This is a genomic window from Microlunatus soli (assembly GCF_900105385.1).
GTDB classification, from domain to species: domain Bacteria; phylum Actinomycetota; class Actinomycetes; order Propionibacteriales; family Propionibacteriaceae; genus Microlunatus; species Microlunatus soli.
On record NZ_LT629772.1, the window covers coordinates 5,411,437 to 5,436,782 of the forward strand.

At 67.6% G+C, this 25,346-nt stretch carries 25 protein-coding genes; 11 read left to right on the forward strand and 14 right to left on the reverse strand.

The window, feature by feature from the left end:
* Positions 1-45: 45 nt before the first annotated feature.
* Complete coding sequence (locus tag BLU38_RS24790) at positions 46-630, reverse strand: Lrp/AsnC family transcriptional regulator (protein WP_231920026.1); 585 nt, start codon at positions 628-630, stop codon at positions 46-48.
* Here BLU38_RS24790 and BLU38_RS24795 point away from each other — a divergent pair.
* From BLU38_RS24795 to BLU38_RS24815, 5 genes are all read left to right on the forward strand, one after another.
* Entirely contained in the window at positions 629-1,033 is a 405-nt protein-coding gene (locus tag BLU38_RS24795; protein WP_197679851.1) for a DUF2000 domain-containing protein, read from the forward strand. The genes BLU38_RS24790 and BLU38_RS24795 overlap by 2 nt on opposite strands.
* A gap of 87 nt (positions 1,034-1,120) precedes the next feature.
* Positions 1,121-1,888, forward strand: a complete 768-nt coding sequence (locus BLU38_RS24800) for a GntR family transcriptional regulator (RefSeq protein WP_091528535.1) — start codon at positions 1,121-1,123, stop codon at positions 1,886-1,888.
* A gap of 134 nt (positions 1,889-2,022) precedes the next feature.
* Positions 2,023-2,298 (forward strand): hypothetical protein, encoded by a 276-nt coding sequence (locus BLU38_RS24805; protein ID WP_172836215.1) that lies wholly within the window; start codon positions 2,023-2,025, stop codon positions 2,296-2,298.
* A gap of 22 nt (positions 2,299-2,320) precedes the next feature.
* Positions 2,321-3,817: an amidase gene (locus tag BLU38_RS24810; RefSeq protein WP_091528539.1), complete on the forward strand. Its 1,497-nt coding sequence runs from the start codon at positions 2,321-2,323 to the stop codon at positions 3,815-3,817.
* 9 nt (positions 3,818-3,826) lie between these two features.
* Positions 3,827-4,561 (forward strand): YggS family pyridoxal phosphate-dependent enzyme, encoded by a 735-nt coding sequence (locus tag BLU38_RS24815; RefSeq protein WP_091528541.1) that lies wholly within the window; start codon positions 3,827-3,829, stop codon positions 4,559-4,561.
* 73 nt (positions 4,562-4,634) lie between these two features.
* Here BLU38_RS24815 and BLU38_RS24820 read toward each other — a convergent pair whose 3' ends face one another.
* Positions 4,635-6,665, reverse strand: a complete 2,031-nt coding sequence (locus BLU38_RS24820; protein WP_091528544.1) for a S9 family peptidase — start codon at positions 6,663-6,665, stop codon at positions 4,635-4,637.
* A gap of 521 nt (positions 6,666-7,186) precedes the next feature.
* Between BLU38_RS24820 and BLU38_RS24825 the strand changes: the two genes are divergently transcribed.
* Complete coding sequence (locus tag BLU38_RS24825; RefSeq protein ID WP_091528547.1) at positions 7,187-7,684, forward strand: DUF3145 domain-containing protein; 498 nt, start codon at positions 7,187-7,189, stop codon at positions 7,682-7,684.
* Positions 7,685-7,699: 15 nt separating this feature from the next.
* On the opposite strand, the gene BLU38_RS24830 is transcribed toward BLU38_RS24825, so the two are convergent.
* Entirely contained in the window at positions 7,700-8,704 is a 1,005-nt protein-coding gene (locus BLU38_RS24830) for a beta-ketoacyl-ACP synthase III (RefSeq protein ID WP_091528549.1), read from the reverse strand.
* Positions 8,705-8,761: 57 nt separating this feature from the next.
* Here BLU38_RS24830 and BLU38_RS24835 point away from each other — a divergent pair, with 57 nt between their 5' ends.
* The 3 genes from BLU38_RS24835 (at position 8,762) to BLU38_RS24845 (ending at position 11,459) form a co-directional block, all read left to right on the forward strand.
* Positions 8,762-9,370 (forward strand): TetR/AcrR family transcriptional regulator, encoded by a 609-nt coding sequence (locus tag BLU38_RS24835; protein ID WP_091528552.1) that lies wholly within the window; start codon positions 8,762-8,764, stop codon positions 9,368-9,370.
* Positions 9,371-9,413: 43 nt separating this feature from the next.
* Positions 9,414-10,151, forward strand: a complete 738-nt coding sequence (locus BLU38_RS24840; RefSeq protein ID WP_091528554.1) for a hypothetical protein — start codon at positions 9,414-9,416, stop codon at positions 10,149-10,151.
* A 147-nt stretch (positions 10,152-10,298) separates the two neighbouring features.
* On the forward strand, positions 10,299-11,459 hold the full coding sequence (locus BLU38_RS24845) for an L-talarate/galactarate dehydratase (protein ID WP_091528557.1): 1,161 nt from the start codon (positions 10,299-10,301) through the stop codon (positions 11,457-11,459).
* Here BLU38_RS24845 and BLU38_RS24850 read toward each other — a convergent pair.
* From BLU38_RS24850 to BLU38_RS24860, 3 genes are read right to left on the reverse strand one after another with little or no spacing between them, the layout of a single operon-like run.
* Positions 11,443-12,354 carry a LysR family transcriptional regulator gene (locus tag BLU38_RS24850; RefSeq protein WP_091528559.1) on the reverse strand — a complete coding sequence of 304 codons (912 nt, stop codon included), beginning with the start codon at positions 12,352-12,354 and terminating at the stop codon, positions 11,443-11,445. The genes BLU38_RS24845 and BLU38_RS24850 overlap by 17 nt on opposite strands.
* Before the next feature lie 56 nt (positions 12,355-12,410).
* Positions 12,411-13,190, reverse strand: coding sequence for an aminoglycoside 3'-phosphotransferase (locus BLU38_RS24855; RefSeq protein WP_157683692.1), 780 nt, complete (start codon positions 13,188-13,190; stop codon positions 12,411-12,413).
* Positions 13,187-14,140, reverse strand: coding sequence for a GntR family transcriptional regulator (locus BLU38_RS24860; protein ID WP_091528562.1), 954 nt, complete (start codon positions 14,138-14,140; stop codon positions 13,187-13,189). The genes BLU38_RS24855 and BLU38_RS24860 overlap by 4 nt, the downstream gene beginning before the upstream one ends.
* A gap of 71 nt (positions 14,141-14,211) precedes the next feature.
* Here BLU38_RS24860 and BLU38_RS24865 point away from each other — a divergent pair, with 71 nt between their 5' ends.
* Positions 14,212-15,471 carry an MFS transporter gene (locus BLU38_RS24865; protein WP_091528565.1) on the forward strand — a complete coding sequence of 420 codons (1,260 nt, stop codon included), beginning with the start codon at positions 14,212-14,214 and terminating at the stop codon, positions 15,469-15,471.
* Positions 15,472-15,477: 6 nt separating this feature from the next.
* Here the strand turns inward: BLU38_RS24865 and BLU38_RS24870 are convergent, their stop codons facing one another.
* From BLU38_RS24870 to BLU38_RS24900, 7 genes are all read right to left on the reverse strand, one after another.
* Complete coding sequence (locus tag BLU38_RS24870; RefSeq protein ID WP_091528568.1) at positions 15,478-16,344, reverse strand: carbohydrate ABC transporter permease; 867 nt, start codon at positions 16,342-16,344, stop codon at positions 15,478-15,480.
* The gene (locus tag BLU38_RS24875; protein ID WP_091528571.1) at positions 16,337-17,269 is read right to left on the reverse strand and encodes a carbohydrate ABC transporter permease; all 933 of its coding nucleotides are present in this window, start codon (positions 17,267-17,269) and stop codon (positions 16,337-16,339) included. Before BLU38_RS24875 ends, BLU38_RS24870 begins: the two co-directional genes overlap by 8 nt.
* Positions 17,266-18,510, reverse strand: a complete 1,245-nt coding sequence (locus tag BLU38_RS24880; RefSeq protein ID WP_157683693.1) for an ABC transporter substrate-binding protein — start codon at positions 18,508-18,510, stop codon at positions 17,266-17,268. The genes BLU38_RS24875 and BLU38_RS24880 overlap by 4 nt, the downstream gene beginning before the upstream one ends.
* Before the next feature lie 149 nt (positions 18,511-18,659).
* A complete protein-coding gene (locus BLU38_RS24885; RefSeq protein ID WP_091528577.1) occupies positions 18,660-20,162 on the reverse strand; it encodes an acyl-CoA carboxylase subunit beta in 1,503 nt (500 codons plus the stop codon).
* Between the two features lies 1 nt (position 20,163).
* Entirely contained in the window at positions 20,164-21,423 is a 1,260-nt protein-coding gene (locus BLU38_RS24890) for a beta-ketoacyl-[acyl-carrier-protein] synthase family protein (protein WP_091528580.1), read from the reverse strand.
* A gap of 85 nt (positions 21,424-21,508) precedes the next feature.
* Positions 21,509-21,754 (reverse strand): acyl carrier protein, encoded by a 246-nt coding sequence (locus tag BLU38_RS24895; RefSeq protein ID WP_091528583.1) that lies wholly within the window; start codon positions 21,752-21,754, stop codon positions 21,509-21,511.
* Positions 21,755-21,895: 141 nt separating this feature from the next.
* Positions 21,896-23,113 (reverse strand): acyltransferase domain-containing protein, encoded by a 1,218-nt coding sequence (locus BLU38_RS24900; protein ID WP_091528586.1) that lies wholly within the window; start codon positions 23,111-23,113, stop codon positions 21,896-21,898.
* Between the two features lie 399 nt (positions 23,114-23,512).
* Here BLU38_RS24900 and BLU38_RS24905 point away from each other — a divergent pair, with 399 nt between their 5' ends.
* A complete protein-coding gene (locus tag BLU38_RS24905) occupies positions 23,513-23,950 on the forward strand; it encodes an HD domain-containing protein (protein ID WP_091528589.1) in 438 nt (145 codons plus the stop codon).
* A gap of 31 nt (positions 23,951-23,981) precedes the next feature.
* Here BLU38_RS24905 and BLU38_RS24910 read toward each other — a convergent pair whose 3' ends face one another.
* Entirely contained in the window at positions 23,982-25,208 is a 1,227-nt protein-coding gene (locus BLU38_RS24910; RefSeq protein WP_091528592.1) for a PucR family transcriptional regulator, read from the reverse strand.
* Between the last annotated feature and the right edge of the window lie 138 nt (positions 25,209-25,346).

Consider the following 25,346-nt stretch of genomic DNA (forward strand, 5'->3'; position numbering starts at 1 on the left):
ACCGTAGACGTCGACGGGAGCGGCCACCAGCGTCCGGCGCCGACTTCAGGGGGTCGGCAGCAGCTCTCTGACCTGTTTGTGCGCGCTCTGGTAGACGATCTGGCTCTTGAAACTGATCACTTCTCGGCGGTGGCTCAACCTGTCGATCAGGAATGCATGGAGATGGTCGAGGTCCTGAACAGCGACCTGGATGAGGAAGTCCTCGTCACCGGCGACCACGAAAACGGCAACGACCTCGGGCAACTCGATCAACGCTGCCTTGAAGGTCCCGATGACATCGCGATTCAGCGGACGGATACGGGTGGAGATGAAGGCCTCGATGCTGCGGTTCAGAGCGGTCGGATCGACCTCGGCGTGGTAGCCGCGAATGACCTTGCGGCTGCGCAGTAGCCGTACCCGCTCCAGGCAGGTCGACGGCGCGATACCGAGCTGACGGGCCAGCTCCCGGTTGGTCTGGCGCGCGTCCCGCTGCAGTTCGCGCACGATCGCCGCATCAAGTTCGTCCATGGCACCAAGGTAGGCGAGGCTGCCGAATTTTGTTCGGCGGTCAGTCCAATCCAGGCGACAGATGACTATGTTCACAGGGACTCTGCGGACATACGGTCCGGCAAGACCTGAAGGGATGAGCATGGAGAAGATTGTGGTCGTGCTGCGGGACGACCTCTCGCGGGCGCACGCGGCCAATGCATCGGTGGTCCTGGGGCTCGCCCTCGGAGGCCGGCTGGAGGACTCCGTGGCACCCGACAGCCCCGATGCGTCCGGGGCGATGCACGCCGGGCTCAACCCGATACCGGTCCCGACGCTGACGGCATCGACCGCCGAACTGGCCGACCTCCACCGCCGCGCCGGCTCGAACGAGGCCCTCACGGTGGTCGCGTTCGACGAGGTCGCGCGCCGCTCGCGCAGCTACCCTGCCTACGTCGAGGCGCTCGCCGGTTCGCAACCGCAGGAGATCGACTATGTCGGTCTGATCGTCGCCGGCCCGCGCGGGGCGGTGACCAAGCTGACGAAGCGGCTTTCGTTGCTGTCGTGAGTCGCCCGACCCCACAACCTCTCCGACCCGGCCGCAGGGTCGCCGGTGAAACACGGCTGAAACGCGCCGTTGCTAGCTTCGATCACCATGAAGTCGCGATCACGGTCGGCGTCTTCGCGGCGGGCGGATGCACACCGCGACCGAGTGCGACGGCTCCGCGACCTGCTCCGATCCGACATCCTGCATGGCGTCTACCTCGACGCGAAGATGCCGGGGGAGAGTGAGCTGATGGCCGGGTACGCCGTGCCCCGGGCAGTGGTGCGTGAAGCGTTGGACCTGTTGCGTACCGAAGGTCTGGTCGACCGACTGCGCGGTTACGGGACCATCGCGGTGGCCAATCCGCAGCGGAACTCGTTGGTCGACGGACATGGCATCGACCACGTTCCGCGGCACGGGTTCTGGTCCCTCGTCACCGACATCACCGTGCTGGCTCAGGAACGGGTCAGGACGCCCGACGCCGTGCGCCGACAGATGCCGGAGGCGACCGAGGAGGTCCTGCAACTGGACTACCTCATGCGCTCCGACGGCGATGTGGTGGCGATTGCGACCAACTACTTCAAGTTTCCCGAGGCCGGCACGCTGGAGAACCTGGAGTTCCGCCACGACTTCTACGAATTCCTCGGCCGGGGTGGGTTGACCATCGGAGCGACGGAGTTCGCTCTCGGGGCCTCGACGGTCGATCCCGTGCTGGCCGAGACCATTCGGGCCAAGATCAACACCCCGCTGATCACCTTGGAACAGACGATCTTCGACATGACGGGCTCAGCCTTCGATGTGGCCTACATCTGGATGCGTGCAGACCGGGTGATGTTGAGTTCGTTCGCCGCTCATCCGGACTTCCGACCGCTCAGCTGACTCCGGCAGATCACCCGCGGAACATCGCCGATTCTCGGCGGAGCGGTCCGCAGAACGGCGCGATCAAGCGTGCGACGGGCGATCAGAAACGGCGAAACAGCGGCGTTACTCGGCACGCTAGGAGTGGTAACCGGATGCCGGCAACCATGGATCCGTCGATCGCCCCTGACGCAAGATCAACGCCGTCGCTCAAGATCAACAAGGAGATGGTTCCGATGACCGGTCAACCCGACGATCGTGCGATCGTCGAAGCCTTGCTCGCTCAGCATCAGGTGACGCCGAGTCCGGCGGAGGTCACCGAATTCGTCCGCCGGTACGCGGGCAACCGCAAGCTCGTCGAGTCGTTGGCGTCGATGCCAGGAGTCCGTTACGAGGAACCCGCCGTGCTGTTCGATCCGCGTGCCGTCTGAAGGCCCAGCCGAAGGAATCATCATGACCGCGTACAAGACACTGACCGAAGCCGCCGCCGCACTCCGCAGCGGGCAGGTGACCAGCGTCGAGCTGGTCCAGCAGGCCATCGACATCGCCGACGACCAGGACGCCGAGCTCGGCATCTTTCTGAAGAGGTTCAACCAGACAGCGCTGGACCAGGCCGCTGCCGCCGATGCCCGGTGGGCCGCCGGTGATCAGGTCGGGGCATTGCACGGCATCCCGATCGGGATCAAGGACATCATCAGCACCTCCGAGGCACCCTCGACAGCACAGTCACTGGTGCTCGACCAGGCGTGGAGCGATGGCGATGCCGTGGTGGTCCAGCGGTTACGGGCCGCCGGTGCGATCATCGTCGGCAAACTGACCACGATGGAGTACGCGATCGGGTCGCCCGACCCGGCCAAGCCGTTCCCGATCCCGCGCAACCCCTGGGATCCGGACCGCTGGACCGGTGGCTCCAGTTCCGGCTCCGGGAGCAGCGTCTCCACCGGCGCGGTGCTCGGCGCGCTCGGCACCGACACCGGCGGATCGATCCGGATCCCGGCGGCGTTCTGCGGGATCACCGGCCTGATGCCGACGTTCGGCCGGGTACCGAAGTCCGGTTGTGTGCCCCTGGGCTACTCCCTGGACCACATCGGACCGATGGCCCGCTCGGCGCGCGACTGTGCGGTGATGCTGGAAGTGCTCGCCGGCCATCATCCCTCCGATCCCAACGTGGCAACCGATCCCGTGGACGACTACCTGACCGGGTTGACCGGCGACCTGACCGGCATACGGATCGGGGCGGACCGGCTCGACCGGATCGGCGGGGCCCATGAGGACCCGGCGCTGGCGGCGGTCTGGACCGACGCGCTGGCAGCGTTGCGGGACCGGGGTGCCGAGGTCGTCGACATCGAACTGCCCTACTACCGGGAGATGGCTGCCGCCGACATGGTGATCATGCTGTCGGAGGCGCTGGCCTATCACCTGCCGGACTTCCAGACCCGGTGGGAGGACTACTTCGAGGCGACTCGGATGACCGTCGGTGCCGGGATGTTCTACACCGCTGCGGATTACGTCCAGGCCCAGCGGGCCCGTCGGGTCGGCGTCAAGGCGGTCACCGCGACGCTGCGTGACGTCGACCTGATCATCACGCCGACGGCCGCCGGTGGAGCGACACCGCTGTCGGAGACCGGGGCGATCGGCAAGGACCTCACCGAGGGTGACGGCGGTGGCATCTACACCGGCTACTGGGACAGCACCGGCAACCCGGTGCTGTCGCTGCCGATGGGATTCACCGACGACGGACTGCCGCTCGGTCTGCAGATCGCCGGCCGGCCCTTCGAGGAGGCACTGGTGCTGAAGGCCGGCGACGCCTTCCAGCAGCAGACCGATCATCACCTCCGGCTGCCCGACCGGGTGCGAAGCTTCTTCAGCACCCCACAGGTCGACCCGGTTCTGAGCCGGCCCGCCGGACGGCCCAGGGTCGGCACCGCGGTAGCAGCCGGCCGCCGATAGCCTGGGCGGGTGAGCGCCACCGCCGACGAGATCGCCGACAACCTGGCCCGGGTACGGGCGGCCATCGACGCTGCCTGCCGGCGCGCCGAGCGCGATCCCGACGAAGTCCGGCTGCTGCCGGTCTCCAAGACCCAGCCGACCGCGTCGATCATCGCCGGCTACCGTGCCGGGGTCCGGATCGTGGGGGAGAACAAGGTTCAGGAAGCCGCCGTGAAGGCGGCCGAGCTGGCCGAGTTCGGCGACCTGCGCTGGGCGATGATCGGGCACCTGCAGACCAACAAGGCCAAGGATGTCGCTGCCTTCGCCGACGAGTTCCAGGCCCTGGACAGCCGCCGGCTGGCCGAATCCCTGGACCGGCGGTTGGACGCGCTGGACCGAACGCTGGATGTGTTCATCGAAGTGAACAGCTCGGGTGAGGACAGCAAGTTCGGGGTCCGCCCGGAGGAGGTGTCGGAGCTGGCGGTTGCGGTGCAGCACTGCCCGCGGCTGCGGCCACGGGGCTTGATGACCATCGCGGCCAACAGCACCGACGCCGAACGGGTCGCGGCCTGCTTCGACACGATGGTCGACCTGCGTCGCCGACTGTCCGAGGACGACCGGATCGAGGCCGACTACGCGGAGCTCTCGATGGGGATGTCGAACGACTTCGAACTGGCCATCGCCCACGGTGCGACCACCGTCCGGATCGGAACCGCGATCTTCGGTGCCCGCCCCAAGATCCCTGAGACTGTCGAAGGGTCCTGAGCCTGTCGAAGGATCGCGTCTCGGCCGGGAAACAGGCCCTTCGACATGCTCAGGGTTCTTTGAGCGACGGTGGTCAGGATCCGTTGCCTGGTGGGAGATTCTCGATCTCGAGGTCGGGCAGCTGGTCGGCCGGGGTGAAGCCGAAGATGCGGCCGAGGAAGGCCAAGGTCGCCTGTTGGCTGCTGATGATGTTCTCTGCGCGGCGGAAGCCATGGCCCTCGCCGGCGTACATGATCAACGCGACCGGCAGACCCTTGGCCCGAGCCGCAGCGGCGAAGGTCTCGGCCTGGTTCGGCGGGACCACCTTGTCCTCGGTTCCTTGGGTCAGCAGGATCGGTGCAGTCAGTTGATCGACGTGATTGATCGGTGACCGGTCGGCGTAGAGCTCGGCCTCCTCCGGCCAGCGGCCGACCAGCGACTCGGGATAGCGGGACTCGAATTTGTGGGTGTCGGCGACCAGCGCGGTCAGATCCCCGATCCCGTAATGGCTGATCCCGGCGGTGAACACGTCGGTGGCGGTGAGCGCTCGCAGTGTCGTATAGCCACCGGCACTGCCACCCTGGATGGCCAACCGGCGGCGGTCGGCCCTGCCCTGATCAGCCATCGCCCGGGCGCCGTCGGCGCAATCGGTGACATCGACCTCGCCCCACTGCCGCCGCAGTCGCTCTCGGTAGCGCCGGCCGTAACCGGTGCTGCCGCCGTAGTTGACGTCCAGGACGGCGATCCCGCGGCTGGTCCAGAACTGGATGCTGCGGGCGTAGGCCGGGCTGCTGCCCGCGGTCGGGCCGCCGTGCGAGATCGTGATCATCGGTGGCAGCTCACCGTCGGGCGCGGTCAGATCGGCGTTGGTCGGCGGGTAGTACCAGCCGTGAACCGTGCCGAGCTCGGATTCCCAGCTGACCGCGGTCGCGATCGACACCAGGTCAGTGGGCAGCGTCGCGTCACTGCTGCGCCGGACGGTCGTCACGGCCGACGGGGTGACAGCCGTCGCAGCCTGCTCGGCGGGCCCGGTCGACGAGCCGAGGTCGATGATCACCAGTTCGCTCGGACGATCGGCGAAACCGAGCCGGCAGCCGAGCTGTTGTCCGTTGCAGGTCAGGGATCCGACGTCCACCGCTCGGGTGTCGACGATGTTCAGCTCGCCATCGGAGACCGTCAGGATCCCCAGTTCGGTCCGATTGCCGCGGTTGACGGCGCAACCGATCCGATCGTCATCGATGATCACGTACGGTCTGCCGCCCAGGGCCCACATCGGCGGTGCGAATTCGGCGTCCATCGGGCAGAGCGGCTGCACCCGATCCGCAGCCGGATCCCAGCGGTACAGGTTCCACCAGTCGGTCCGGTCGGAGACGAAGATCAGGCTGCCGTCCGGCGCCCAGGTCGGCGCCCCGACCGATTCCTGCTCGGTCTCGCCGAGGATCGTCTTGGCTGCCAGGACGGTCCCGGTACGTGGTTCGAGGTCGACGGTGCCGTCGCCGGTCAGCGGTAGGTCGGCGATCCGCAGTCGGGTGCTGTCCCACGGCATGTTCGGATGCTGCCACTCGATCCAGGCGAGTCGGCTCGCCGACAACTGGGGTCCGGCGTAGAAGTCTGCACCGGCACACAGCACCCGGTCGGCGATCTCGGGGGAGTCGGACAGCCGGCGGGCGATCACGGTGTTGATCGGCTCCCCATCACCGCGATGGTCCTCGCGGACGGCGACCAGCAGATCCCGCGCCGGATCGATCTGCAGGGCCCCGTACCGCAGTTCCGGATCGGTGGTGAGCGGCCGCGGAGTCGTCTCGTCCCTGCTCAGCAGATACAGCCGGTTGCTGGCGAAATCGGAGAAGACGACCGTCCCGTCGGCGACGGCGAACGCGCCGCCGCCGTACTCATGGACCCTGCTGCGGACATTGAACGGCGCCGGCGTCACCTCGGTCTCGGTGCCGGCGCGCCCGCGGTCGAGGCTCAGCCGATGCAGGCTCACCCGACCGCCGTCGGTCGGATCTGCCTGTGGCCACCAGAGATCGTCCTGGTCGAGGATCGGGTCGCCGAGCGCCAGGGTGCCGGCGGTCAGCGATTCTGCGGTGATCGGGGACGGCCAGCTGCCGTAGGCATGGTGCACAGATCAGACCGTACCGGTGTAGCCGAGCCCGGGTGTCGCCTGCCCGGTCGGCGGGGGTGGGCCCCTCGTGTCTGCTGGGGTGACGCAAGGGACCCACAGACGCTCGGTGAGCGCCGCCGCGAGGTGTGCTTGTGCGAGCCGGGACGAATCCTGGATCCGCGGTCACATCCCACCGTGCCCCCCATTCAAGCCGAAATCGGCCGCCGGGATGCCGGATTCGGCGTTTCTGCCGGGGCCGGCGATCGGCTCGATGTGCGGCGTGTCGGTGCGGTTCGGCGTCCTGCGGTCTGGCGGAATTGCCCCGATGGTGCAGAATAGGCGGCAGGAGCGCGGTGTTTGACCGAAGCTACTGCGCGACATCCGGGCACCCGCCCGGAGGTCGCTCGCTACGGCCCGTCAAATATCACCCTCCTGGTTCGGTTCGGACCGGTGCGACCGGTCGCGACAGGCTCTGAGGATGTCGGGGAAGGCAGCCCTCAGGTGGGTTGTCGTGGCGTCAGCGAAGCTGGGAAGGATCGACCATGAGTACGACCCGTGGTGTCTTGTACATCCATTCCACGCCGTCGGCACTGTGTCCCCACGTCGAGTGGGCGGTCGGCGGCGTGTTCGGCATGCCCGTACGGCTGGAGTGGATCGCCCAGCCGGCGGAGCGTTCGTCCTATCGCACCGAGTATTCCTGGACCGGGCCGATCGGCACCGCGGCCAAGCTGGCCAGCGCGCTCAAGGGCTGGCAGCGGATCCGGTTCGAGGCGACCGAGGAACGCACCACGACCAGCGAGGCCGAGCGGTACTCCTACACCCCGAAGCTGGGGATCTTCCGCGCCACCACCGGACTGCACGGCGACATCATGGTGAGCGAGGAACGGATCCGGAAGGCGACCGTCACCGCTGCCCTCGGCGGCAAGGACATCGTCGCCGCCCTGGACGAGTTGCTCGGCGGCCCGTGGGACGCCGAACTCGAACCGTTCCGCTATGCCGGCGACGGCACCCCCGTCCGCTGGCTGCACGAGGTGGTCTGACAGCGCCCTTCGAGTTCAGGCGCGTGGGGTGCGGGCGACCAGACCGGCGTAGGAGAAGCCGCCGCCGAAGGCGAACAGCAGGAACGGGGTGTCGGCGGGCAGTTCGCCGGCCTGCCACATCTTGGCGAAGGCGAGTGGGATCGAGGCGGCCGACGTGTTGCCCGAGGTGACCACGTCGGTGGCCACGATCCGATCGGACAGTCCGAGCTGGCGGGCCAGCGGCTCGATGATCCGCAGATTGGCCTGGTGGCTGAACAGACCGCCCATCTGATCCATCGTGTAGCCGGCATTGGTGACGGTCTTGGACGCATAGCCGGCGGCGCTGGAGATCGCCCACTTGAACACCGACTTGCCGTCCTGGACGAACTTGTTCGTCGGCGGCTCGATCACCACAGCGTCGGTCAGCTCGGGCTCGGTACCCCAGGTCACCGCGCTGACGCCCGGGCGCTCGGCGCGTCGGAGCACGAACGCACCCGCGCCGTCGGCGATCAGGATGCAGGTCGAGCGGTCGGTCCAGTCGGTGACCGAGCTGAGCTTCTCCGCCCCGATCACCAACGCCGTGGTCGCGGTGCCGGCCTGGATCGCCTGGTCGGCCACGGCCAGGGCATGGACGAAGCCGGAGCAGGCGACGTTGATGTCCATCGCGACCGGGGACGGTGCGCCGAGATTGTTCGACACCCGCCCGGCAGTGTTCGGCGACCGCTGATCGGAGGTGCAGGTGGCGACCACGATCAGATCGACGGCTGCGGCGGTGATTCCGGCGTTGGCCAGCGCATCCTCAGCCGCGGCGGTGGCCATGGTGGGGACGGTGTCCTCGTCGCCGGCGATCCGACGCTCCCGGATCCCGGTCCGGGTCCGGATCCACTCGTCGTTGGTCTCGACCATCCCCTCCAGGTCGTGATTGGTGAGCACCTTCGACGGCTGGTAGCAGCCGGCGCCGATGATCTCCGAGCCGTGACGGGTCGGCTCGGGGCGAGGGGAGGAGGGGCGCTCGGTGGCGGCCGGAGTTTGATCGGTCACAGACCCGAGTTTAGCGTACGCGCGTTCTCTAAAATCTGATCTGGGATAATCTTAGGTGTGAGTCCCCGACGTTCCGCGGCACATGCGCAGCAGACCCGGCACCTGATCGTGACTGCCGGGGTCGATCTTGCGTCGGTGGAGGGTCTGGACGCCATTACCTTGGGCCGACTTGCCGAAGAACTCACGATGAGCAAATCCGGCGTGATCGGGCACTTCGGCAGCAAACTCGATCTTCAACTCGCAGTGCTGAACGAGGCCGTACGGGTCTATCGTCGCGAGGTGATCGTCCCGGCCGCGCACGCCGCGCCGGGGCTGGCCAGACTTCGCAAACTGGTCGAGGCCTGGATCTCGCATCTGGAACGCGGCGTCTATCCCGGCGGTTGCTTCTTCACCCAGGTCACCACCGAGTACGACGACCGTCCCGGCCCGGTCCGCGACGTCGCCCGGCAGCGGACCGAGGAATGGCGGGCCTACCTCGCCGAGCAGATCTCCACCGCTGTCCAGGACGGCGATTTCAGCGCCGACACCGACGTCGATCAGGTGATCTTCGAAGCGACCGGCCTGATGCTGTCGCTGAACCACACCATGCAACTCGACCTGGACCCGAAGGCGATCCAGCACGCCCGGGCCGGCTTCGAACGTCTGATCGCCGCCTGCATGCGCTGACGGAACGGTCGATGGTCGACCGGTCGGCACCTATTGTTGGGCCATGGGCGTCGGCGACATCATCAAACGTGTGCGGGACAACCCGTTCAATCCACTGGCGGGCAAGCCGTCGAAGCAACGGCCGGCGCTCGAACTGGCCGAGACCATCGAGCCGGATGACAGCGCGGTCGGCAAGCTGATCCGCCGACTGCTCGATGCGGGTCTCGACGGCAAGGGCCCGTTGCCGTCGGCCGAAGCCTTTGCCCGGTCGGCGCGCGCCCGCAGCAAAAGCACCGAGGACGCGGTCGAACGGGTGTCCCGACAGGCGACGATCGGTGGCGGTGCCGGCGGTTTCGCCACCGGACTCGGCGGCTTCGTCACGATGCCGGTCGCGATCCCGGTCAACCTGTTGGAGTTCTATCTGCAGGCGACCCGGACGGTCGGCGCGATCGCCAGCCTGCGCGGCTACGACGTGAACCAGCCGCACATCCGGACAGCCGTGCTGTTGTCCCTGGTCGGTTCCCGCAGCGACGAGATCCTGAAGACGGCCGGAGCGGCGGTGCCCGGTGGGGCGTTGACCGGGATGGCGTTGCGGCGGTTGCCGCCGTCGGCGCTGATGGTGATCAACAAGGCGGTCGGGGTCCGGCTGCTGAAATCGGTCGGCGAGCGGTTCCTGACCCGGCTCGGGCGAGGGCTCCCGGTCGCCGGTGGCGTGTTGGGCGGCGCCGTCGACGTCTGGATGATGCGGCGGATCCTGCGGCAGGCGAAACAGGAGTTTCCGCAAGTCGATCAGGCCGACTGATCCCGCAACCCGGCCCGATTCGCAAATCCGGCGGCTGTGATGCCGGGGCGGCATCGAACAATCCCCAAATGGTGTTGGACCGAGGGGAACAGCCCTTCCTACGCTGATGCCGCGATCATTCGCCAGCAGCCAGGAGGACAGCGCGCCATGACTTCGCAGCAAACCAGTGTGGCCACCTCGGCGGATCGGATCATCGCGCTCCGGTTGTCCTCGATCACGCTGCCGCTGTCGACGCCGATCAGTGATGCCAAGGTGCTCACCGGGCGGCAGCAGCCGATGCGCGAGGTGGCCTTCCTGTTCGCCGAGGTGACGACGGCAGCCGGCGACGATGGCATCGGCTTCTCCTACTCCAAGCGGGCCGGCGGGCCCGGTCAGTTCGCCCATGCCTGTGAGGTTGCGCCGGCGGTGATCGGCGAGGACGCCTCCGACATCGGCAAACTGTGGACCAAGCTGGTCTGGGCCGGAGCGTCGGTTGGCCGTAGCGGCCTGTCGGTCCAGGCGTTGGCCGCCATCGACGTCGCGCTCTGGGACCTGAAGGCCAAGCGCGCCGGGTTGAGCGTCGGCAAACTGATCGGCGCACACCGCGACGGTGTCCGGACCTATAACACCTCCGGCGGATTCCTGCACACCCCGATCGAGCAGGTGATCGAGAACGCGCAACGATCACTGGCCGACGGGATCGGCGGGATCAAGATCAAAGTCGGCCAGCCGGACTGGCGGACCGACCTGCAGCGGTTGACCGCCGTACGGGAGGCGCTCGGCGAGGACGTACCGCTGATGGTCGACGCCAACCAGCAATGGGACCGGCGCACGGCGCTGCGGCTGGGCCGGGCGTTGGAGGAGTTCGGCCTGGTCTGGATCGAGGAACCGCTGGACGCCTACGACGCCGAAGGTCACGCGGCACTGAGCAGCGCCCTGGACACTCCGATCGCGACCGGTGAGATGTTGGCCGGGGTCGGCGAACACGTCCGGATGATCGACGCCCGCGCCGCCGACGTCGTCCAACCGGACGCACCGCGGATCGGCGGAATCACCCAATTCCTCAAGCTGTCAACATATGTGGAGCATCATCAGCTGGATCTGGCGCCGCATTTCGCGATGGAGATCCATCTGCATCTGGCCGCTGCCTTTGCCGGCAACGATCCGTGGGTCGAGCACTTCGACTGGCTCGACCCGCTGTTCAACGAACGGCTGGCGACCCACGACGGCAGGATGTGGCTGCCGGATCGCCCCGGGCTGGGGTTCACCCTGTCCGATCAGGCGCGAGCCTGGACCGTCGACTCCGCCGACTTCACCGCCACGTCCTGATCGCCGGCAGCCCACTTGCCCGATCCAGCAGCAGGTCGATCACCCGGGGCAGCGCCGGGTTGCGGGAGTCACGGGGCCAGACCAGATGCAGCTCGACCGGTTGGTGCGCGCTGGTGGCGAGTTCCAGCAGGGTGACGCCGCGGACGCCGAGCCGGGAGACCGATTCGGGGACGAAGCCGATCCCGAGGCCACCGGAGACCAGCAACGTCGTGGTGAGCACCTGACTGACCGAATGCACCACCGACGCAGGGTCGATGGACACCGTCCGGATCACCAGGTCGTAGAAGTAGCGGGCGTCGGTGGCCGACGGCATGATCACCGGCTCGCCGGCCAGGTCCCGCTCGGTCAGCGGCCGGTCGAGGGCGGCGAGCCGGTGACCGTCCGGGACCGCTGCGCACAACGCCTCCCGGGCGAACGGACGGGAGGCGAAGAGGTCGGCGTCGAACGGCGGTCGCGCCAGACCGAGATCGAGTTCGTGGTTCGCCAACGCTTCGAGCTGGGCCCGGGTGACCAGTTCGGTCAGGTCGAGATCGACCTCCGGCAACGCCTGCTGCAGCTTCGTCAGGACGCCGGGCAGCACCGCGTACGCCGAGGCCGCGGTGAAGCCGAGTCGCAGCGTGCCGGAGGAGCCGGCGTCGATCCGTCGAGCAAGATCAGGAGCTGCGTCGGCCAACGCCAGCAGCCGGCGTGCCTCGTCCAGGAAGGCGGCGCCGGCCGGTGTCAGCCGGACCCGCCGTCGATCCCGTTCCAGCAGCCGGACACCGATCGCCCGTTCCAGTTTCTGGATCTGCCGGGACAGCGGCGGCTGGGTCATCGCCAGCCGCTCGGCCGCCCGTCCGTAATGGAGTTCCTCGGCGACGGCGACGAAACCGCGAAGCTGCTCGAAGGAATACATGATGCCGTGACGGTATCAATCGGCTGCCGGTCAGACCCGTCCGGACCGAACGCTCGTCAGGTCGCGTCCCAGAGCCGGCGGTAGTAGTCGATCCGGTCGTCGTCGCGCGCGACGCCATACGCCGCCAGCAGTTCGTCCTCATAGGCCGGCTGGTAGTTCCAGTCCAGGCTGTAGGTGGCGATCGCCAGGTCTGCCCACCGGTCGGCCCGACCGAGGCTGCCGAGATCGACATGCCCGGCGCAGCTACCGTCCGCAGCGATCAGCGTGTTGGGTGCGCAGGCGTCGCCGTGGCAGACGACCAGCCGGTCGATCTCCGGGGCCTGCTCGATCAGCGTCCGGTGCTGCGGCTTCTTGATCTTGGTGGCCCGATCGGCGACCTGCCAGGACCACGGACAGTCGGCGACCGGAAGTCGATCATGAAGCATTCGCAGTCCGGTGCCGATCGCGCGGGCTGCGGTCAGCGGATCGGCCTTCCAGGTGGCGGAAACCGCGGATTCGGCCGGTACGGCGACAGTGTGCAGCCATTCCGATGTCGCGCTGTCCCGGCCGTGGCCGAGGACCTGTGGCACGGTGCTGTAGGTGGCGGTCCAGGTCAGCTTCGCCGCCTCGAGACCAAGATCGATCTCCGGATGGTCGGGGGACCATTTGACGTATTCTGCCGTCCCGTTGCTGCGTTCGATCCGATAGGTGCGACCGTCCAGTTCGTTGTGCCAGATCCACCGGATCGCTGCTCCGGCAGCGATCTCGGCCACCACGGCGGGCACCTGGTCGGCGGTGACCGGTCGGTCGGGGCTCTGCTCGTAGTCGCTCGGCAGATCGGTGGCGGCGTCGGTCATCGGCTTCCTTCTGTGATCGGGTAGCTGCGGGCCAGCGTGGTCCACAGGGAGTCGAACCAGGCGCGGGCCTGGGTGGTGAACGGCGGCCCGCTGCTGATCGGCCCGCGGCTCTCGCTGTCGCCGTCGATCGGCGCGATCGAGCTGGACATTCCGTCGGCGGCGGAGAAGACCGTGGCGTCCCAGCCCGACGGATGATGCAGCAACGTCGGCACCCGATCCGGACCCAGTTCGTAGGCGGCGGTGGTGACGGGGTAGAAGCCGAAGAAGGCCCGCTCGCCGTTCAGCAGGTAGAGCTTCACCGACGGGCCGAGGCCGTGCACCCGGACCTCCAGTTGCGTCGAGTCGACGAGCCTGCGGTCGGTGAGCTCGTCCAGCGCGGCGGCGAGCCGGCCGACCGAGCGGTCGAGCAGGCCGCCGAAGGTCCGCCGGATGTCCGGGGGTGGGCCGGTACGGGTCGGCGACCGCTGCTGGGCATCCTGCGGCACCGCCCGCGGCATGGCGGGCAACAACTCCGGGTCGACCAGCAGCATCCGCAGCCGCACGGTCGTGGCGGACAGCCGCCCGGTGCCCAGTTCGTGGAGGCTGGGCGGCAATGTGTTCGCCAGGGTCTCGCCGTTGAAGCCGCAGTAGTCGATGGAGACGTGCGGCCGGTCGAACGCGCCGCGCAGAATGTCGGTCAAGGTCTCGGTGCTGCCCTGGCGGTGCCGGACGAACACGCCCGAGCCCTGCCGGCTGACGATCAGCTTGTCGCCGTGCAGGATGCGCAGTGCCGCTTTGACCGTCTCCCGGGCGACGCCGTAGCGGGCCGCCAGTTCGTGCTGCGACGGCAGCTTCTCGTCCGCGGCGAAGACGCCGAGCAGGATCGCTGCCCGTACGGCGTTGGCGATCTGTTGCGATGTCGTCCGGTCGCTGTCGGGATCGAGGTCGAAGAGATCGTCGACGGAACCCATCACCCTCCTCTTGACTTGGCTAGCCAAGTCAGTCAAGCTTTCGGTTCCGATCAGCTTAGCCGAGGGGACCCGTGTCCGAGCAGCCGAGTGTGCCGCCCTGGCGCAATCACGATTTCGTCCATCTGTGGATCGCGCAGGCCACCGGGTTGGTCGGCCAACAGTTCTCCGTGCTGGCCGTGCCGTTGGTCGCGATCATCACCCTGCAGGCGTCGGCGCCGACCGTCGGTCTGCTGGTCGCAGTGTTCAACCTGCCCTGGCTGATCTTCGGACTGTTCGTCGGGGTGATCGTCGATCGGGTGTCCCGACGGCGGCTGTTGATCATCTCCGACGTCGCCCGCGCCGTGCTGCTGCTCAGTGTCCCGGTCGCGGCCCTGCTGGGCTGGCTGACCATCGGCCAACTGTTCGTGTTGGCGATCCTGGTCGGCGCCTTCGACGTCTGCTGGCTGACCGCCTATCGGTCCTACATCCCCAATGTGGTGCCGTCCGAACGACTCGAGCAGGCCTACGCAGCCACCGGCGCGACCGACGGGGTGACCCGGACGGCGGTGCCGAGCCTGGCCGGCTTCATCATCCAGGCGCTCGGCCCGCCGGCCGGCCTGCTGATCACCGGTGCCAGCTATCTGGTCAGCGCGGTCTCCAACGCCACCATCCGTCGCCGGGAACGCCCACCGATGCCCGATGATCATGAACCGGTGCTGCGCGCCTTCCTGGATGGACTGATCTACACCTGGCGGCAACGGACGGTGCGGTCGCTGGCGATCTCCGACGGCCTGTATTTCTTCGCCTGGTCGGCGAGTCAGAGCATCACGCTGGTCTTCCTGAATCGAGATCTCGGCCTGTCGGCGGGCATGATCGGCGTCGTGTACAGCGTCGGCACGGTCGGCGGTCTGGTGGCGGCGTTCCTCGCCCGCCGGATCGGATCGCGATTCGGCGCCGGCCGGTCGATCGTCAGCGGGTCTCTGTTGCGCAGTGCGGGGATGGCGCTGCTGCCGTTGGCGATCGTCGCCGGGCCGCTGGCGCTGCCGGTGGTGATCGGCAGTCGTCTGGTGAATGCGTTCGGCTGGACACTGTGGGATGTCCACCAGGAGACGACCAAGCAGCGGCTGCTCGCCGACGCGGTCCGCGGGCGGGCCAACGGGAGCGTGCAGTTCGTCAGCGGTGCCGCCTTGGCACTCGGCTCCGCGGCGGGTGCCGGTCTGGCCGGCCTGCTGGACGTCGAACTCGCTCTGACGATCAGCGGAATCGCAACACTGTCTGCGGTCCTGTGGCTCGCGGTCGCCGGGATCTGGTCGGTACGGACGACACCGGAGACCGTCGCCGAGCCCGGTTGAGCACGGTCAGCGGCCGCCCAGTCCTGCTGTGGAGATCCCGCTGACCAGATGGCGGCGGAGCAGCAGCACGATGATCACCGTCGGCACCATGGACACCACGGCTGCCGCCATCACCAGATGCCACTGGCTGCCCTGCTGACTGAAGAACAGCTGCAGGCCGACCGGGACGACACCCTTGTCGTAGGTGCTGTAGGTGATCACCAACGGCCACAGGAAGCTGTTCCAGTAGGTGATGAAAGTGAAGACAGCCAGCACGGCCAGGCTCGGTCGAGCCAACGGGAGCATGATCGACACGAAGGTCCGGAACCGACCGGCACCATCGATGGTGGCGGCATCGTCCATCTCCTGCGGCACGGTCAGGAAGAACTGCCGCAACAGGAAGGTGCCGAACGCGGTGAACGCGAACGGCAGGATCAACGCCGGATAGCTGTCCACCCAACCGAATCCCTGCATCTCGATGAACAGTGGGATGACCAGCACTTCCTGCGGGATCATCAGCGTGCAGAGGAAGATCATGAAGATCACCGACCGGCCGCGGAAGCCGAGCCGGGCGAACGCGTACGCCGCCGTACTGGACACGATCAGGACCACGATGGTGCCGGAACCGGCGACCAGCACGCTGTTGGCGATGAATTTACCGAACGGCAGATAGGTCATCGCCTCGACGTAGTTCTGCCATCGGATCGACGAACCGACCAACGTGGGTGGGATGTCGAAGACATCGGCGGCAGGCTTCAAGGACACGGCGACCGCGTAGAGCACCGGCAGCAGGAAGATGATCGCGACGATCCACAGCAGCACCGCTGATGCGGTGTGTCGGTAGCGCTTCAGCCGGACCGTACGGGCTCGGCGGCTGTCGGCGAGGCTAGACATCGTAGTTCACCCACTTCCGCTGGCTGGCGAACTGGACCAGCGTGACGATCAGGATCAGCGCGAACAGGAACCAGCCGGCTGCAGCCGCCGTCCCGAGGGCGAAGGAGGAGAATCCCTTGCGGTAGATGAAGAGGACCAGTGTCTCGGTGGCATCGCCCGGCCCGCCGCCGGTCAAGATCATCGGTTGCGCGAAGACCTGGAACGTGGTGATCAAGGTCATCGTGGTGGCGAAGAAGAGCATCGGAGAGATCATCGGCAGCTTGACGTGCCAGAAGCGTTGCCAGACCCCGACGCCGTCGACGCTGGCCGCATCCTCGATCGACTGCGGGATCTGATCAAGAGCGGCGGAGAAGATCAACATGTTGTAGCCGAAGCCCTGCCAGACACTCATCAGGACCATCGAGATCATTGCCCAGGAGCTGTCGCCGAGGAAGTTCGGTGCCTCGATCCCCAACGGCGCGAGCAGGCCGGCGATCACGCCGTCCGGTTGGTACATCAGCCGCCAGACCAGCACCTGGGCGACGATCGGGGTCACCACCGGCAGGAAGAAGATCACTCGCAAGGCCTGCCGGCCCCGTCCCATGCTGGCGATCCACAACGCCAGACCGAGCGAGACGATGATGTTCAACGGCAGGTAGAGCACGGTGTACAGCACCGTGTTGGCGATCACCCGGCGGAACTGCGTGCTGGTCAGTAGATCGACGAAGTTGCCGCCGCCGACGAAGTCGCGGGTGCCGAACGCCGGCCAGTCGAACAGGCTGACGAACAGCGACATCACGATCGGGAACAGGGTGAAGACGGTCAGCCCAATGATGGCCGGCGACAGGAAGACCGCTGCCGGCCCGAGGTCGCTGCGCCGCCGACGGCCGGCAGCCGATTCCGACGTCCTCCGATCGGCGCGTCGGTCCAGTGTCGTCGCTGTCATGGGGCGTCCCCGAAATCGCTTTGCAACTGTTCCAGTACGGCGCGCGGTGACTGCTCGCCGTTGAACGCCTGCCCGCCGTACTGACCGATGCCGTCGGCGACCTCGGTCCAGTTCTCCGTGGTGACCAGCGGTGTCGCCGTCTCCAGTGCCGAGGAAAGCGCGGCCTTGGCTCCCTTCGGCGCGCTCTCGTACCAGGCGTGCTGGGCCGCGAGCCGTGCCGGGAACGCCCGGCCCTGCGCCCCGAGGGCGGTCAGCTGGGCTTGTCCGGTGAGGATCTGCACCGCCTCGAACGCCTTCTCCGGCACCGTGCAGCTGCGGGCGATGCCGAATCCCGACCCGGCCGACAGCGTCCGCGATCCGTGCGGTCCGGCCGGCAGCCGGACCAGTCCCACCGTGAAATCGGCTTCGGCGTTGACGTTCAGGATGTCCCACGGGCCGGTCGTCACCATGGCCGCGTTGCCGGCCAGGAACTGATCGGTGCTGTTGTCGGTGTTGCCGGAGATCTCCGGTGCGACCCGTTGATCACGGACCAGCCCGGTGTACCAACCGAACGCCTCGATCATCGCCTCGTCGGTCAGGCTGAGTCGGCGATCGGCGGTGACGGCACCGGCCCCGTTGTAGGTGGCCAGCATCGACAGCATCGGTTCGCTGTTGGGGAAGGCCGCATAGCCGTACTTCCGGCCGCGGGTGAGTCGTTTCGCCGTCTGCTCGAAATCGGAGATGGTCCAGTCCGGCTCGGGTTCGGCGACCCGGCCGGCGCGGAACATGTCCTTGTTGTAAAGGATCAGCAGCGGACCGTTGTCGTAGGGCAGCGCCATCTGCCGGCCGTCGGACTGCAGCGCCTTCAGCGCGTTGGGATCGAAATCGTCCAGCGCGATGCCACGGTCGGCGATCAGGTCGTCCAGCGGCACCATCGTCTCGTCGAAGGTGCCGAGCCGCAGGCTCTGCATGCTGACCAGGCAGGGCGCGCCGTCGCCGGCGATCCGGGTCCCGAGGTTGGTGAAGTAGTCGTCGAACGAACTCGTCTGCAGTTCGAGGGTGAGGTCCGGTCGGCTGCGGTGCACGGTGGCGGCTGCGTCCAGCCAGGACTGCTGTTCCTCGCTGCCGCCGGACCACATCAACCAGGACAGCGTGGTCCGACCGTGATGGTCAGTGTGGCCGCCGCCTGCAGGGTCGTTTCCGCAGGAGGCCAGCGGCAGTGTCAGCGCGGCCAAGCCGGTGGCGCCGGCGACGGACAACACGGAGCGACGGGAAAGAACAGGTCTCATACACAGGCTGGCAATTCATGGGATGTCTGCACCCGGACGTGGCGATGCAGAGTCGACATTTCGGGCTGAGGTGTCGTCGCAGCCTGTCAAGAGACCCGATGAATGTCAACCGGTTCCCGGTGTCACAACGGAATGTTGGTGTGCTGACCGCGGTAACCGGTGTCGGCTTCGGCGATCGCTGCAGCGATCGCCGAGCGGGTCACGTCGGGGGACACGATCTCGTCCACCACACCGATCTGCTGCGCCCGCTCGACCCCGCCGGCGATCCGTTCGTGCTCGGCGGCCAACTCGGCCTCCAGTTGCGGACGCAGATCCTCCGGCGTCGAGGCCAGCTTGCGGCGGTGCAGGATCCGGATCGCCGCGATCGATCCCATCACCGCGATCAGCGAGCCGGGCCAGGCGAACACCTTGGTGGCACCCAGCGATCTGGCGTTCATCGCGATGTAGGCGCCGCCGTAGGCCTTGCGGGTCACCACGGTGACGCGGGGCACGCCGGCTTCGCTGAAGGCGTGCAGCAGCTTGGCGCCACGTCGTACGACGCCGTCCCACTCCTGCCCGACGCCGGGCAGATAGCCCGGCACGTCGACCAGCACCACCAGCGGGACGCCGAACGAATCGCACATCCGGACGAACCGGGCGGCCTTCTCCGCGCTGAGCGAGTCCAGGCAGCCGCCGAGCCGGAGCGGGTTGTTGGCGATCACACCGACCGTACGACCACCGAGCCGGCCGAACGCGATGGTGATGTTGGGTGCCCAGCGGGCATGCAATTCGATCATGGTGTCGTCGTCGAGCAGTGCCTCGACCAGCGGATGCACGTCGTAGGCGCGCTTCGTCGATTCCGGCAGCAGGGCGGCCAGGTCGGTGTCGGCGACGTCGGTCGCGACCGCTCGCTGATCGGCCAGCAGACCGATCAATCGGCGACCACGGGCCAGCGCGTCGGCTTCGTCGTCGGCGACCATGTGCACCACGCCGGAGCGCCGCCCGTGGGTGTCCGGTCCGCCGAGGCGCAGCATGTTGACGTCTTCACCGGTGACCGAACGGACCACGTCCGGGCCGGTGACGAAGATCCGCCCCTCGGGTCCCAAGATCACGATGTCGGTCAGTGCCGGACCGTAGGCGGCGCCGCCGGCCGCCGGTCCGAGCACCACCGAGATCTGCGGGATCTTGCCCGAGGCATGGGTCATCGCGTTGAAGATCTTGCCGACCGCGTCCAGCGACAGCACGCCCTCCTGCAGCCGGGCACCGCCGGCGTGCCAGATGCCGACGATCGGAAGCTGCTCGGCCATCGCGCGCTGGTAGGCGTACACCACCGCGGCACAGCCGTCGTTACCCATCGCGCCCCCCGACATCGTCGCATCGGAGCAGAAGGCGACGACGCGGTTGCCGTCGACGGTTCCGATCGCGGCGAGCATTCCCGAGCCGTCGTCGGCGGTGATCAACTCGACCGAATCGGGGTCGAAGAACGCGGCCAGTCGCAGGTTCGGGTTGCGCGGATCGCTGTCCCGCGGCGGCTTGCTGGGCTTGGCCGGGTTCGTACCGGCTGACTCGTCCTTCGGTCTCTGCTCGGCTCGGTCCACGGCATCGCCGGGACTCTGCACGTTCTGATCACGAAGGACGGCTGTCATGTCAAGCTCCTGTCGCGTACTGGTTGGTGAAGACGACAGCGACGTTGGCGCCGCCGAAGCCGAAGGAGTTGTTGATGCCGGCAAGATCGCCGGCAGGTAGTTCGCGGGAGGTGGTGGCGATGTCGATGCCGAGTCCCGGTTCGGGGTTGTCCAGGTTGATCGTCGGCGGCACGACGCGATCGCGCAACGCCAACAGGGTGGCCATCGACTCCAGCGCGCCGGCACCGCCGAGCAGATGACCGGTCATCGATTTGGTCGAGGTGACGATCGCGTCGGTGTCCTCGCCGAGGGCGAAGCGGATCGACGCCGCCTCCGCCGGGTCGCCGGTCGGGGTGGACGTGGCGTGTGCGTTGACGTGGACGATCTGCTTGGCGTCCAGGTCGGCCTCCCGCAGTGCGAGCTTCATCGCCCGCCCCTGACTCAGTCCGCTCGGGTCGGGAGCGACGATGTCGTAGGCATCGGAGGTGGTGCCGGCTCCGGCCAGCTCACCGTAGATCCGGGCGCCGCGGGCCTGGGCGTGTTCCAGCGTCTCCAGAACGAAGATCGCCGAACCCTCACCGAGCACGAAGCCGTCCCGATCCTTGTCGAACGGCCGCGAGGCCAACTGCGGCTCATCGTTGCGCCGGCTGGTGGCCTGCATCTGGGCGAACGCGTTGATCGGCATCGGATGGACGACGGCCTCCGATCCGCCGGCGACCACGACGTCGGCGCGACCGAGCCGGATCAGGTCCAGTCCGTGCGCGATCGCCTCGTTACTGCTGGCGCACGCCGAGATCGGGGTGTGCGCGCCGGCCTGGGCGCCGAGCCGGAGGCTCACCTGTGCCGATGCGGCGTTGCCCATCAGCATCGGCACGGTCAGCGGGCTGACCCGCCGCAAACCCTTCTCCTTCTGGATGTCCCACTGGCCGAGCAGCGTGTGCATGCCGCCGATGCCGGTCCCGATGCTGATCGCGAGTCGTTCCCGGTCGACGGGATTGTCCTCGCCGAAGCCGAAGCCGGCATCGGTCCAGGACTGGTTGGCGGCGATCAGCGCCAGCTGGGCGAAGCGATCCAGGCGTCGGGCCTCGACCCGGTTCAGGACCTCCGACGGGTCGACAGCGAGCTGGCCGGCGATCCGCGAGGGCAGATCCGTTGCCCAGTCGGCTTCGATCGGACGGACGCCGGACTTGCCGGCGACCAGATTGGCCCAGGTGGATGCCACATCGCCGCCGAGCGGAGTGGTGGCTCCGAGGCCGGTGACGACAACAGTGGTCCGGGACATCAGGGATGCGCTCCTCGCGTTAGTCGTGGGGTGCGGTGTCGGCGTCAGTCCCGCTGCTGCAGTCGTGACGCCGACCCGAGGGGTGTCAGGCGGCGGCGCGCTCGATGTAGGCGACGGCGTCGCCGACCGTCTTCAGGTTCTTGGCCTCTTCGTCGGGAATGCTGACGCCGAACTTCTCCTCGGCGGCGTAGATGATCTCGACCATCGAGAGCGAATCGACATCGAGGTCATCGGTGAACGACTTGTCGAGCTGGACGTCGTCGGCCGGGACCCCGGCGACCTCGTTGACGATCTCGGCCAGGTCGCTGCGGATCTCTTCGGTGGTTGCCATCTGGCTTGTCTCCCTTGTGGTTGATCATGCTGGTAGTTGTCGATCGAGCGATCGGATGGACCGGGCTGGTCCGGATTCAGTTGTCGATCATGCCCGGTTGAGATGTCGATCACGAAGATGCGACCTGCTCATCGGTGATCGTCAGCGGCTCACCTCGGTCGCGTCGGCCGTTTCGACGACCGGATGCAACCTCAGCAGTGGCTGGCCGGGCGAGACGGGATCGCCGTCCTCGGCCAGCCATTCCACGACGATCCCGCCATGCGGGGCACTGACCGGGATCTCGTCGCGGAGGTTCTTGACAGCACCGACTGTGCTCATGCGCGGCAGTACTGTGCCGATCTCCAGATCGTCGGTACGGATGAACTGCCCCTTGCCGGGGGACACGATCAGTCGCCAGGTCGGATTGCCGTTGATCGGCCCGGCGGCGCCGGCGTCGGCGTGCTGGCGGACGAAGTCGGCCGCGTCGCCGAGCTGATCGGGAGTGTTCATTGCGAACACCTCGACGCCCTTCAGGTTGCGTTTGGCGATGCCGGTCAGGGTGCCGGCCGGCGGCATCTCCAGCAGGCCGGTGACGCCGAGATCGGCCATCGTCGTCATGCACAGATCCCAGCGGACCGGGGAGGACACCTGGCGGACGATGCGTTGCAGCACCTCGGCCCCGTCGTGCACCACCTGTCCGTCGGCGTTGGACAGCAACCGGGTCCGCGGATCGTGGGTGGAAACCGCGCGGGCCAGATCGGACAGATGCTGCACCGCCGGCGCCATGTGCACGGTGTGGAACGCGCCGGCGACGCTGAGCTCGATCAGCCGGGCCCGGGCCGGCGGGTCACCGGCCAACGCTCGCAGTTGGTCAACGGTGCCGGCGGCCACGACCTGGCCGCGTCCGTTGTTGTTGGCCGCGGTCAGCCCATGCTCGTCGATCTTGGCCAGCACCTCGTCGGGGTTGCCGCCGATCACCGCCGTCATCGAGGTCGGCGTCGCGGCACTGGCCTCGGCCATCGCCCGGCCCCGCTCCCGGACCAGCACCATCGCCTGCTCGGCGGTCAGGACACCGACGCCGGCTGCCGCAGTGATCTCGCCGACCGAATGTCCGGCGGCAACACCGATATGGGCGAAGGCGTCGGTCGGATGCGGAAAGAGTTCGAGCGCGGCCAACAGGCCGGCGGCCACCAGCAACGGTTGCGCGATCGCGGTGTCTCGGATCGTCTCGGCGTCGGCCTCGGTCCCGTAGTGAGCAAGATCAAGTCCGCTGACCGCCGACAACCAGTCCAACCGCTCGGAGAAGGTCGGTTCGGCGATCCACGGTTTCAGGAAACCTGGGGTCTGGGCACCCTGACCGGGAGCGACAATGGCGAGCACGCGACAACTCTTCCGCGCCGACCCCCGTTCAGCCCTGCAACGACACGACGAATCTCTTGATGTCGAGTTGTCAGATCCCTACAAACACCCGACCAGTGCACGGACAGGTCTACCCCTGATGACCGGATCGGACGTTGGCAGAAGTGACCAATGTGACTGGTGTGTCTGATGAGGTTACGGGCTTCTCGTCTGATCCCGCGCAACGCCCAGGCGACGAGGGTCACATCGCAGCAACTGTTGCGAAATCGCCCTCGGGTGTTGGTTGGCCCGGGGCGATTCGGTAGCAACTGTTGCAATCTGGCCGAGGTCGGCGGCCCGGTAACTGCTGGGATCGGCATGTCGTCGGAGGGGATGGGCAGAATGCGAAGCAGCCACCAGCCGAACGTGAGGGAGTACGAGATGGCGACAGCGGAGAGCGTCGACCGGGCGATAGCGATCGCGACCCAGGCGCATCGGGGGCAGACCGACAAGAGCGGCGAGCCGTACATCGGTCATCCCGAACGGGTCGCCGACCGATTGGCCGAAGATGATCATGACGGCAGGGTCGTCGCCTGGTTGCACGACGTGGTCGAGGACACCGACGTCACAGCAGATGATCTTGCCGCCGACTTCGACGCGGCGATCGTGGCCGCGGTGGTCGCGTTGACCAGGGTCGAGAAAGATGAACCGGACGACTACTACCGGCGGGTCAGGGCGGATCCGCTGGCGCTACGCGTCAAGTTCGCCGACATCGCCGACAACACCGATCCGGCCCGGGTCGCTCGGCTCGACGACCGGACCCGCACCAGGTTGGCCGGAAAATATGATCATGCCCTCGAGGTGCTCCGCGGCGGCTGACGGGCCGAGGCTCGTCGCCGACGGTCCAAGATCAACTGGTCTGCCTGCCGTCGGTCGGTAGCAGCCGCCCCAGGGTGAGTGCCAGCCGTAAGACGTAGGCGTCCCGGGCGTCGGTCGGGCTATGACCGGTGACCTCGCTGATCCGCTTCAACCGATAGCGAACGGTATTGGCATGCACGAACAGAGAACGGGCGGTCGCCTCGACGCTGGCGCCATGATCAAGAAAGACGATCAAGGTCTCCAGCAGGCCGCTCCCTGCTGCCGCCAGGGGAGCGTAGATGTCGCGGGCCAGAGCACGGCGGGCATGGCCGTCGCCGGACAGCGCGCGCTCGGGCAGCAGATCGTCGGCCCGGACCGGTCGCGGGGCATCCGGCCACGCGGCGGCCGCCCGGTAGCCGGACAGCGCCGCCCGAGTGCTGCGGGTGGCCTCGGCGAGATGATCAACCGGTGGGCCGATCACGATCGGGCCGGCGCCGAAGGTGTCGGCGAACCGCTCGACCATCCGCAGTGCGACATCGGGCGCGGCGATCTCGCCACCACCCAGCACCACCACCAGCCGATCACCCTGAACGGCGCCGAGCATGTCGAGCCCGGCCTTGGCGCATTCGTGCCGGATGCTCTCGATCGCGACGGTCGGCTCCTCGGCCGGCTCCGGGCCGACCACGACCACGACGTTGGCCGACGATCGCCAGCCCAATGCGGAGGCGCGCGACAACACGGTCTCGTCGGTCTCGCCGCGGATCACGGCATCGGCGACGAGCGCCTCCAGCCGGGCATCCCAGGCCCCGCGCAGTTCGGCCGCCCGGGCGTAGATCTCGGCAGCGGTGAACGCGACCTCCCGGCTGTACTGCATCATGGCGGCCTGCAGCACGGCGCGGTCGCCGCGCGGCATCAACTCGTCGATCTGGTTCTCCGCCACTTCGATCGTGGTCCGGACCAGTTCGACGGTCTGGTACAGCGAGATCCGCCGAGCCAACTCCCGAGGTGCGGAACCGAAGACGTCGGCGGTCGACGGGCGTTCCGGCTCAGGATTGGCGAACCACTGGACGAACCCGTCGATACCGGCCTGCGCGACCAGCGTGATCCAGGACCGGTGCTTGGCGTCCAGTTCGGAGAACCAGGCATGTCGGCTCTCCATCTCCGAGACGGCCGCGGTCGTCATCTCACCCGACACCGCCGCCATCCGCTTGGCGATCGCCGCCCGGGTCTTGGCAGACGGCAGCAGAGATCGGCTGATGCCGCGAGGAGTTGCCGCCATGGTGCGCAGCGTATTCGGTTGACCTCGCCCGGGTGGAACCGGTCGTGTTCCGGTCGTGACCGAACGTGCTGCTCGGCGTGATCGAATCGACCTACTGATCGTGATCGATTCGGCCCGTCGACGCTCACAGCTTCACCT